Source organism: Mesorhizobium sp. M7A.F.Ca.US.006.04.2.1 (assembly GCF_004022915.1).
In the GTDB taxonomy this organism is placed as follows: domain Bacteria; phylum Pseudomonadota; class Alphaproteobacteria; order Rhizobiales; family Rhizobiaceae; genus Mesorhizobium; species Mesorhizobium ciceri.
In genome coordinates this window covers 1-4,963 of record NZ_RZQA01000484.1, presented here as the reverse complement: position 1 = coordinate 4,963, position 4,963 = coordinate 1, and the positions used below count along the sequence as shown (strand labels likewise).

At 63.1% G+C, this 4,963-nt stretch carries 4 protein-coding genes; all 4 read left to right on the top strand.

Going from position 1 to position 4,963, the window contains the following annotated elements; genetic code table 11:
• Positions 1 to 129: 129 nt before the first annotated feature.
• The 4 genes from EN925_RS23225 to EN925_RS23210 all read left to right on the top strand — a co-directional run bounded on the left by EN925_RS23225 (position 130) and on the right by EN925_RS23210 (position 4,861).
• The gene (locus EN925_RS23225) at positions 130 to 1,122 is read left to right on the top strand and encodes a membrane dipeptidase (RefSeq protein WP_082826414.1); all 993 of its coding nucleotides are present in this window, start codon (positions 130 to 132) and stop codon (positions 1,120 to 1,122) included.
• Positions 1,123 to 1,433: 311 nt separating this feature from the next.
• A complete protein-coding gene (locus EN925_RS23220) occupies positions 1,434 to 2,993 on the top strand; it encodes an ABC transporter substrate-binding protein (protein WP_024502512.1) in 1,560 nt (519 codons plus the stop codon).
• Between the two features lie 52 nt (positions 2,994 to 3,045).
• Entirely contained in the window at positions 3,046 to 3,993 is a 948-nt protein-coding gene (locus EN925_RS23215; protein WP_127368423.1) for an ABC transporter permease, read from the top strand.
• 22 nt (positions 3,994 to 4,015) lie between these two features.
• Complete coding sequence (locus EN925_RS23210; protein ID WP_127368424.1) at positions 4,016 to 4,861, top strand: ABC transporter permease; 846 nt, start codon at positions 4,016 to 4,018, stop codon at positions 4,859 to 4,861.
• Positions 4,862 to 4,963: the final 102 nt, after the last annotated feature.

Here is a 4,963-nt window from a genome sequence, read left to right as displayed (position 1 = left end):
GTCCCGGACTGTCTAGACACATGTGTCTGTGGCCTGATACTTGATGCGCACTGCATCTGGATCACACGTCCGGAACGCCGCTTGATCCGGCTTTCCGTTGTGTTGTGTCGCCGAGAGAGCGAGGAAAAAGTGAGCGTTTCGACAGCCGCCCAGGCCATTTTCGACAGTGAAATCATATGGGACGCGCATTCCGGCTTCATGCCGGACCCGGCGGCGGACCTGAACAATCTGCAGATCTGGCGCGACGCCGGCATCGACTATCTGTCGATCGATGTCGGCTTCGACCTGTTGCCCTGGGAGCAGACCGTGCGGACGCTCGCAAATTTCCGCCACTGGATCCTTGCCAATCCCGAGCACTACACGCTGGTCTCCTCCGTCGCGGAAATCCGCAAGGCCAAGCTTGAAGGCAAACTGGCGATCACCTTCGACATCGAGGGCATGAACGCGCTCGACGGCCGCGTCGAGATGGTCGAGTTCTATCACCATCTGGGCGTCCGCCAGATCCTGTTTGCGTACAACAGGAACAATCTGGCCGGCGGCGGTTGCCACGATGTCGAGACCAGCCTGACGGCGTTCGGCCGCGAGGTCATCGACGAGATGAACCGTCTCGGCATGTTCGTCGACGTCACCCATACCGGCTATCGCACCTCGATGGAGGTGATGGAATACTCCAACCGGCCGGTCATCTTCTCGCACTCCAACGCCAAGGCCTTGTGCGGCCATGGCCGCAATATCACCGACGAGCAGATCAAGGCCTGCGCGCGCACCGGCGGCATCGTCGCGATCGTCGGGCTCAATCGTTTCCTGGGAGAGGGACGCACGGACTCGGACAGGCTGGCTGACCACATCGAATATCTCGTCGACCTGGCTGGCCCAAATCATGTCGGCATCGGACTGGACTACGCCTTTCCGGTTGATGTCAAAGGCATCGACCGCATCATTTCCGACAATCCGCAATTCTGGCCCAAGAGCGAATATCCGGAGGGGGCGACGACCTACGCGGCTCCAGGTCAGATGCGCGAACTGACCGAGGTTCTTCTGCGCCGCGGCCAGTCCGAGCAGACCGTGCGCGATGTCCTGGGCGGCAATTTCATGCGCCTGGCGGCTGAAATCTGGAAGTGAGCGGCGGCCGAGAGGCCTATCTCTGCTACAGCTCTTGATCCAGCCCCACCGAATGGCGGGCCAGGCCATATCGTCTGCGCGATCACATTCCGCCCGCGACTTGCCCAAGTCGACGCGCCGGCGGCGGTCGGAACAGATGTCGAGATTTTCCGCAAGATCGTCCGTATCCAAGATTCGGACGTGCCGGCAAAATTTTCGCTAGACATAGATGTCTATTATTAGCAGTTTTAGCGGACCGACACATTCGGCCCGGCTTGGAGAATGGCCTGCGGCCTGAAAACAAGACAACGAAAACAGCTGAGGGGTAGAGCATGTCCATTCTAGCCGACACCAGGGTTTCGCGCCGCAGCCTGCTCGCCGGAGCCGGCGCTTTCGGCCTCGCCTCAATGGTCAATCCAAAAGTTTCCTGGTCGAGCGACGGGCCGATCCTCAAGGTGCGCTCCTACGCCGACATCCAGACGCTCGACCCTTGCTTCCGGCTGGCGGCGCCTGAAGGCGACATCACCAGCGTCATCTTCGCCGGCCTCGTCGTCACCACGCCGGGCGACAGCTGGGGCTGGCGGCCGATGGCGGCGGAAACGATCAAGCAGCTCGATCCGCTGACCGTCGCCTTCCAGCTGCGCGACAATATCGGCTTCACCGATGGCTACGGCCAGATGACGGCCGAAGACGTGAAGTTTTCGATCGAACGCATCGCCGACCCAGCCAACAAGAGCCCCTATTCCGGCGACTGGGCAACGCTCAAGGAAGTCGAGGTCAAGGACAAGCTGTCGGGGCTGATCCACCTGAAACAAGCCTTCGCGCCGCTGTGGACGTCGACCTTGCCGACGCCGTCCGGCACCATCCTGTCAAAGCGCGCCATCACCGAGCTCGGTGGCAAGATGGGCGTCAAGCCGGTGGCTCAGTCAGGCCCCTACATCCTGAAGGAATGGCTGCCCAAGCAGCGCACGGTGCTGGTCCGCAATCCCGACTGGAAGTACGAGCAAGGCGCCTTCGCGGAAATCCACATTCATCCGATCGAGGACGAGAAGACCGCCGAACTCGGCTATGAGGCCGGCGACCTCGACTACACCTGGACCGCGGTCTCCTCGATCTCGCGCCTGAAGCAGACGCCGCCGCCGAAGACGACCGTGGTGGAGAAGCCTTCGCTGGCCTTTGTCTGGCTCGGCATGAACCAGGATGTCGCTCCCTTCAACAATCCCAACATGCGCCGCGCGGTTCAGTACGCCGTGGACCGCAAGGCGGTGGTCGATGCTGCCTATTTCGGCGCCGCCGCAACCGCCACCGGCATCATCGCGCCCGGCCTGCCCGGCCATCGCGAGAAGAACCTTTTCGATTTCGACCCGGACCGCGCCCGCGACATGATCACCAAGGAAGGATTGGCCGGCACGACGATCACGCTCGACATCCTCAACAAGACCGAGCGGCTGACCGCGGCGCAGGTCGTGCAGTCGAACCTGCAGGATGTCGGCCTCAATGTGGAGATCAAGCAGAACGACAGCGGCACCTTCTGGACGCTTGGCGCCAAGGAAGGCGACTACTGGAAGAAGCTGCAGATGATCATCAGCCGCTTCTCCATGCAGCCGGATCCGAGCTGGGCGACTGCCTGGTTCACCCGCGACCAGATCGGCGTCTGGAACTGGGAGCGGTTTTCCAGCGAGGAATTCGACAAGCTCAATGCCGAAGGCATGGTCGAGCTCGACCCGGCGAAACGTGATGTCATCTACAAGAAGCTGCAGGACCTGATGGAGGAGAACGGCAACTACGTTTTCCTGACGCATGAGGTCACCGGCATCATGAATCGAGACACGCTTGTGGCCGGCCTGAAGCCGAACGGCGAACCCGTGTTCACCGACTTCAAACCGGCATGATGTCGGCGGGCGGGGCTCGCCCCCACCAAAGACCGTCCGACAGGTACCGAAAATGATCCGCTACGCCCTCAAGCGTCTGTGGCTTGGCGCCATCATCATCAGCGTCGCTATGATGATGATGTTCGCCATGGTCTACCTCATTCCCGGCGACCCGGCCTCCGTCGCGCTGGGGCCACGCGCGACGCCGGAGATGATGGAGGCGCTGCGCGTACGCATGGGCCTCGACCAGCCGGTGTGGCGGCAGTTCCTGCACTTCTACGGATCGGTCCTGCGCGGTGACCTGGGCATCGAGGTTCTGTCGAACCGGCCGGTGCTGGACGTGGTGATGGAGCAGCTTCCGTTCACGCTGGCGCTGGTGGTCGGCGGCATTACCTGGTCGGTGGCGCTTGGCATCCCGCTTGGCTGTATCGCCGCGGTGCGCCGAGGCGGCTTTGTCGATCAGGTGATCGGGGTTCTTTCGGTGGCGATGATCGCGGTGCCGTCCTTCGTCGTCGCCATCTATTCGCTGCTGGTGTTCGCGGTCGCACTGCAATGGCTGCCGGCGATCGGCGCCGGCGAACCGGGCGACCTCGCCAGCCGGCTCCAGCACCTCATCCTGCCGTCGCTGGCGGTCGGGCTTGGCTGGATCGGCTACATCTCGCGCATGGTGCGCGCCTCGATGCTGGAGACGCTGGAGGCCAGCCATATCCGCACGGCGCGCGCCTTCGGCCTGACAGAGCACCGGATCGTCTACACCTACGCGCTGCGCATTGCCGTGCTGCCCACGATCACCCTGCTCGGCGTCGGCATCGGCCACATGCTGTCGTCTTCCGTTTTCGCCGAAATCGTCTTCGCCCGCCCCGGCATCGGCAAGCTGGTCTATGAGGCGATCTCGGTGCGCAACTACCCCATCGTCTCCGGAGCCGTGCTGGTCACCACGGTCTTCTTCGTCCTCGTCAACGTAGCGGCCGACATTCTGGTCGGTGTATTGGATCCCCGTGTCAGATCAAGTTTCAACTGAGCTGTCTTCCGGCGGCAGCCGGTTGTCCGGATTGTGGCGCACCGTGCGCGGCATCATGCGCGAGCCGCTCGGCGCCGTCGGCCTGACGCTGGTGACGCTGGTGGTGCTGTCGGCGGTGTTTGCCAGCGCGCTGACCAGCTATGCGCCGAGCAAGATATCGCCGGCCGAACGCTTCGCTTCGCCGAGCCTGCTGCATCTGCTCGGCACCGACCACCTCGGCCGTGATCTTCTGACCCGGGTGCTCTATGGCGGGCGCGTCGCGCTCTTGATCGCGCTCGGCGCGACAGCGGTGTCGCTGGTCGTCGGCGTGGTGCTCGGGCTGATCGCCGGCTATGGGCCGCGCTGGCTCGACAATGTGCTGCTGCTGATCTTCGACGCCGTGAAGAGCTTTCCCACCGTCATGCTGGCGCTGACGCTGGTCACCCTGTTCGGCCCCTCGCTCTATGCGGTGGTGCTGGTGGTGATGCTGGTCAATGTGCCGGGCTATGCCCGCATCATCAGGACGCAGACGCTGGTGCTGAAGTCGGCCGAACATGTCATGGCGGCGCGCTCGATGGGCGCCAGTGCCGCCCGTATCCTGCGCGTCCATATCCTGCCCAACATCATCGGCCCGATCCTGATCCTGATATCGATGGACATTCCCGTGGTGGTGGCGATCGAGGCCGGCATGAGCTTCCTCGGGCTCGGCGTGCGGCCGCCAACGCCGAGCTGGGGCGCGATCCTCAATGACGGCTTTGCCAACATCCGCGATTCCTACTGGATCGTGATTGCCGGCGGCCTGCCCATCGTGCTGACCACACTCGGCTTCACCTTCTTCGGCGAGACGCTGCGCGACCTCTTCGATCCCCGGCTGAAGGGGCGGTCATGACGGTTCTCGCGATCAAGGATCTGAGCGTCGCCTTCCACACCGAGAGTGGGCGACTGGAGGAGCTGAAGCAGGTAAGTTTTTCCGTGCCGGCCAACCGCAGCG

What these genes read in the sequence shown, in the direction of transcription:
- EN925_RS23220 (WP_024502512.1), top strand. Translation starts at nt 1,434, where the DNA reads ATGTCCATTCTAGCCGACACCAGGGTTTCGCGCCGCAGCCTGCTCGCC.
- EN925_RS23215 (WP_127368423.1), top strand. Translation starts at nt 3,046, where the DNA reads ATGATCCGCTACGCCCTCAAGCGTCTGTGGCTTGGCGCCATCATCATC.